The organism is Cellvibrio sp., from assembly GCF_053579595.1.
The window spans coordinates 1-5,793 of the sequence record NZ_JBRFPI010000291.1 but is presented as its reverse complement, the minus strand read 5'-3'; the positions used below and the strand labels follow the sequence as shown (position 1 = coordinate 5,793).

Genomic DNA, 5,793 nt, shown 5'->3' with positions numbered 1-5,793 from the left:
GCTGATTAATAAACGCAAAAATGGCGAAAAGTTTCCCACCTGGTATTCGATCAGCCAGGTACTGAATGCCGACGGCCAACCGGAAAATTACATCGCCATTTTCAGCGATATTTCCGAGCGCAAAAAATCCCGCGAACGGATCGATTTCCTCGCCCATCACGATAGCTTGACTGAGTTGCCCAACCGCGCGCTGCTCAATGATCGTTTGGAAATGGCGATTAATACTGCTAAGCGGCGCGGTGAAAAGGTCGGGATTTTATTTATCGATCTCGACCGATTTAAAAATATTAATGATTCGCTCGGCCACGCAGCGGGCGACCAGATTTTGCGCCAGACTGCCGCGCGTTTAAGTGCGGCGGTGCGCACCGACGATACTGTTGCGCGTTTGGGTGGCGACGAATTTGTGGTGCTGCTCCCGCGTGTGCGCGACGAGCGCAGCCTCGCTGAGGTGGCGATCAAATTACGCGAAGAATTGCTGTTGCCTTACATTCTGGAAGATATGCCGCTTCACTTGAGCCCGAGTATCGGGATTGCGGTTTACCCGGATGATGGCGAAACTCCCAGTACGCTGATCAAAAATGCCGACGCCGCTATGTATCTCGCCAAAGAGAAAGGGCGCAATAACTATCAGTTTTACACTCCTGTGTTAAATGCACGCACGCTGGATCGCTTGAAGTTGGAGTATGACCTGCGCTCGGCGCTGGAGCAGGGGCAGTTTGAGTTGCACTATCAACCGCAAATTGTGGCAGGTAGTAAAACACTCTATGGCGCCGAGGCGTTGGTGCGTTGGCGCCACCCTGAGCGTGGCTTGGTGCCGCCCAACCACTTCATTCCCTTGGCGGAAGAGATAGGTTTGATCATCCCCTTGGGGGCTTGGGTTATTGCCGAAGCGGCGCGCCAAGTCAACACCTGGCATCGGGCCGGTTTTGTCGATCTGGTGGTCAGTGTGAATATCTCTGCGCTGCAATTTCATCAGGCGGGTTTTTTAGCAGAAGTACAGGGGCTATTGGCGCAAGCGGGTACCCAACCCAGTGCGCTTGAATTGGAGTTGACCGAATCCATGTTGATGAGTGACATGGAGGTGTCGATCCAGGTGTTGCAAGCCTTTCGCGATCTGGGCTATCGCATTGCCATCGATGACTTCGGCACCGGTTTTTCCTGCCTTAATTACCTGCGTCGCCTGCCGGTGAATATTCTCAAGATCGACCAGTCCTTTGTGCGCGATATGCAGACAGATGGTGCATCGCTTGCGATTGTGACGTCCATTATCCGCCTCGCTGAATCGCTCGGGATGGAGACCATTGCCGAGGGCGTAGAGACAGCAGGCGAGGTGGCGCTGCTTGCCAGTCAGGGCTGTCGGTTAATGCAGGGCTATCACTTTTCCAAACCCCTGCCACCCATACAGTTTGAGGCATGGTTGCAGCAGTGGTTGGCCGCTGACACAGACGCCATCACCTAGCAGATGGATAAAACAATAAATCAAACGTTCGGCTTACAGACCCAGGCAGTTAGATATTTGGTAATGAGGCTAGTGGTCATTCCAAGCATCAACTAGTCTTATTGGGACAGAGGGAGAAGTTGCAATGAACATGAGGACTATCGGTCGTCCGTACTTGCATCTAACCCGGTTTATCGGGTCGGGAGTGCTTTGCATGTTTGCCGGTGTCAGCTGCGCCAACGATGACATCGCCTACCTCGAACTTAGTCTAGAGCAGTTGCTTCAGGTGCCCGTTACCGGTTCCACCCTGACCGAAGAAACCCTCAAAACCGTACCTGCCGCCGTGTCGGTATTTACCCGCGAGCAGATCGATCGCTTGGGGGTGGATTATCTGTATGAATTACTCAATCTGGTGCCCGGCTTCCAATTCGATCGCAATGCCAGTAACGGCGCGGCTTATACCTACAGTGCCAGAGGGCGGCGCAGTACCCAGCAATCGTTGGAAGTCTTGCTGCTGATCGATGGCCACGTAGTCAATGATCCCCGCGCAGGCAGCCCGGATATCACTTTGCCGTTGTACCCACTTGCGCGTATTGAGCGGCTGGAGGTCATTCGCGGCCCCGGCTCAGCCATTTATGGCAGTTCCGCATTTAACGGTGTGATCAATATTGTCACGCGCAAGCAACAAAAATCCCTCGCCCTTGCCTATGGTTCGCAGCAGCGCCGCCGGCTGGAAAACCTCTGGTCCGCTCAGGTTGGCGACTGGGCGCTAGACAGTTTTATCCATGCCTACAAAGACAATGGCGATGAGTTTGTCGTGCCCGACAGTTTTAGCAAGCAGCCTACCGCCACCCGCGACCCACGCCAGCAAACTGGGGCGGATCTGGCGTTGGTTCGCGCCGAAGCCCAAATCCACATCAGCTATAACCGCGTCAATACGGAGGATTTTTATCAATCAGAAAACATTGCCAATAATTACAACGCCAACGAGCGCCAGTGGTGGCATCTGGCTTTGGATCAGGGGTTTGTATGGCTACCCAACACGCAATCCAAAGTCTCATTGAGTTATCAGCAATTTAGCTACGATTTTGATCTTTATCTCACTGGACCAGGGCAGCTGTTAGGGTTCAGCAACCCCAGAAGCGCAGAGCCGTTTAAAGGCGATGCACGTCTGGCGGGTGACAGCTGGCGTTTCACATTCACTAATGATTGGGCTATCGACGATCAATCCAGCGCCCAATGGGGTACGCAATGGGCGCGGCATGAGGAAACCGAAGCAAGTGCATTAGGTAATTTCGATTTGATCCAGCTGAGCCAGGGGCGTCCGCCCATCACTTATTACGGCGACCAAGGCAAGCTATTCCCAATAGGTACGCAGGACTCTCAAAGTAATCTCGGTGTGTTTGTCCAGTACCTGCGTAACCTGCGCGAATCAACACGGCTGACGTTGGGTGGGCGTTACGATGACTATGCGGACCTGGCAGGGCGCTTTAGTCCGCGTTTGGGTTTGGTGGAGCAGCTAAATCAGACGTACAGCCTCAAACTGCTTTATGGCGAAGCGTTTCGTGCGCCCACGTTGGCGGAAATCGGGTTGATCAATAATCCGCTGCTATTCGGTAACCCGGATCTCAACCACGAAATTGTAAAAACCTGGGACCTGATCCTGATGGGCAATTGGAAGGCGACTAATCTCAGTGTGGGGGTGTTTGAAAATCGCTATGAGCATCCCATTGAAACTGTATTTGTGGGCGCTGCGCGCACTTACCGGAATGGTCCTGAGGAAAAGAGCCAAGGGGTGGAGGTTGAGTGGGCGCAGGAATTATCCAATCACTGGTCATTGCGTTCGACTTACACCCACATGGATTTGCCCTCGAGCGCATTTCGCGAAGCCGCGCGCACCGGTTCATTTGAAATAAATTACGCTGCCGAAAAATGGAACTGGAATTTGTTGGGCTTTTATCAGGGCGAACGCCAAACACCTATTACCTCAACGAGCGAGCAAACGCTGGATGATTTTTGGATGCTCAACACCCAGTGGCGCTATCAATTCTCTGCCGGTTACGAGCTGAAGCTGCAAGTAAAAAATATCACCGATGAAGAGGCCGCGACACCCGCCCAGAGTCTGGGGAAACTCGATGGAATTCCCAATCGCGGACGTGAGTTAAGTGCAGAGGTTGAATGGCGGTTTTAGATGGTTGCGACCGTCCAATGCCAAAAGCGGCTACTCGATTTGCACCTTGCAAGGCATGCGCGATTTGCTCAAGTTGCACTTGGTCGATTTCGCTACGCCAACAGTCTTCCTATGCATTCTTAAGTTCTCGGTCACCACTGAGGCGGGTGAAGCTCAGATTGCGTATGGTGATCTGTTGAGTCATGTGAAATTTCCCTTTTCGGTTCGTATAACTTGATGTCGTGAAAGTGACGCTATTGTTTCTTAGGGTTTAAAATGAATATAACTAGTGGTTTTTAGATTTAGCATGAAAATTTTTAATGTATAATGCGAATCGCATTGTTATGGATATTTGTCATGATCGAAATTCGCCATTTAAAAACCCTGATCGCCCTGCGTGAAACCGGCAGTTTGGTGGAAGCGGCGGAGCGCTTGTTCCTCACCCAATCGGCGCTGTCGCACCAGCTCAAGGAGTTGGAATCGCGTTTGGAATGCGAGCTGTTTATCCGCAAAAGCCGCCCATTGCGGTTTAGTGAGGCGGGTAAGCGTATTTTGATTTTGGCCGATGAAGTCATCGCCAAGGTCAGCGAGGCCGAACGCGATGTCAAAAAACTCGTGCACGGTGAGGCGGGACGTTTATATATGGCGATTGAATGCCACAGTTGTTTTAACTGGTTGATGCCGACAATTGATATTTACCGCAATCAGTGGCCGGGTATTGAATTGGATTTCTCCGGCGGTTTTACGTTTGAGCCCTTACCTGCGTTAGCGCAAGGCGATATTGATTTGGTGATCACGTCTGATCCGCAACCCATCAAAGGCGTCGAATATGTGCCGTTGTTTGGGTACGAAATGCAAATCGCTCTGGCCAATAACCATGCATTAAACGAGAAAATATTTTTACAGCCGCAGGATTTAGCGGATCAAACGCTCATTAGTTATCCGGTAGCGCGCAACCGCTTGGATGTGTTTAAACAGTTCCTGGAACCTGCCGGTGTTGAACCTAAAGCCGTACGCACCTCTGAGTTGACTTTGATGATGGTACAACTAGTGGCAAGTGGGCGCGGTATCTGCGCTTTACCCAATTGGGTATTGGCAGAGTATGTAGCCCAAGGGTTGATCAGTGTGCGTTCGGCGGGTAACGCAGGCATTTGGCCAACGCTTTATGCTGCGGTGCGTGAAGAGCAATTATTATCGCCATTTGTGCAGGAATTTTTACAACTGGCTAAAGCCCATTGTCTTAAAAATTTGCAGGGCGTGGTGCAGGTTAATTAGATTTTATTGCTGCGCAACAAGTCCAGGAATTTATCTTGTGGCAGGGGGCGCGAAAATAAATAACCTTGCCCCTTATCGCAGCCCCTGCTGGCTAAAAAATCACGCTGGTATTCTTCTTCTATCCCTTCACCTATAATTTTCATTGGGATAATTTTACTTAACCCGATAATCGCATTCACCATTTCATCGTGTTCTTTGGCTTCACCTATCCGGCTTACAAATGAGCGGTCAATTTTTAAATAGTGAGGTGCAAAGCGCACTATATAGCTGAGTGATGAGTAGCCAACACCGAAATCGTCTAGCGATATCTGAATTCCAATGCCTTTAAGTTCGCTGATTTGTTTCAGGTTACTTTCGGTATTTTCCAGGAACATTTGTTCGGTAATCTCAACAATCAAGTTTTCAGCAAGTAAGTGGGATTCAGTGAGTGCCTGGGAGAATAATGGAAGTAGATTATTTTGATCAAATTGCCGCACCGATACGTTGATTGATACTGAGAGTGGATAGCCTGCGCTGTGCCATTCAGCTGCTTGTCTGCATGCTTGTTGAATCACCCATTCACCGATAGGTGAAATCAGGCCGCTCTCTTGCGCATAGGGAATAAAGTCGTTGGGGGGAACCATTCCGCGTGTCGGGTGATGCCAACGCAACAGCGCTTCCGCCGATACAATCTGCCGGGTTTGCAAATTGATAATAGGCTGATAATAAAGTTCAAACTCGTTGTTGTTAATTGCTTTGCGCAAATCAGTGTCCATCCGCAGACGATTATGGACATATTCAGTAAGTTCTTTGCGATATAACTGACAGCAGCCGCGCCCTTTGCCTTTAGCATCGTAGAGTGCACTGTCAGCATTGCGCAACAGGGTTTTGGCGTCGTCGCCATCGGTGGGGTAGAGTGCAATACCAAAAC

Annotated in this window: 4 protein-coding genes; 3 read left to right on the top strand and 1 reads right to left on the bottom strand. The window is 50.5% G+C overall.

Annotation, left to right across the window (positions count from 1 at the left end; genetic code table 11):
• The 3 genes from ACWA6V_RS15935 to ACWA6V_RS15925 form a co-directional block, all read left to right on the top strand.
• Positions 1-1,459, top strand: a 1,459-nt coding sequence (locus ACWA6V_RS15935; RefSeq protein WP_449523414.1) for an EAL domain-containing protein, incomplete at its 5' end; no start/stop codon positions are given.
• Between the two features lie 193 nt (positions 1,460-1,652).
• Entirely contained in the window at positions 1,653-3,629 is a 1,977-nt protein-coding gene (locus tag ACWA6V_RS15930; protein WP_449523413.1) for a TonB-dependent receptor plug domain-containing protein, read from the top strand.
• A 336-nt stretch (positions 3,630-3,965) separates the two neighbouring features.
• On the top strand, positions 3,966-4,883 hold the full coding sequence (locus ACWA6V_RS15925) for a LysR family transcriptional regulator (RefSeq protein WP_449523412.1): 918 nt from the start codon (positions 3,966-3,968) through the stop codon (positions 4,881-4,883).
• Here ACWA6V_RS15925 and ACWA6V_RS15920 read toward each other — a convergent pair.
• Positions 4,880-5,793 (bottom strand): putative bifunctional diguanylate cyclase/phosphodiesterase (locus tag ACWA6V_RS15920; RefSeq protein WP_449523411.1); only part of this gene is annotated, 914 nt, incomplete at its 5' end. The genes ACWA6V_RS15925 and ACWA6V_RS15920 overlap by 4 nt on opposite strands.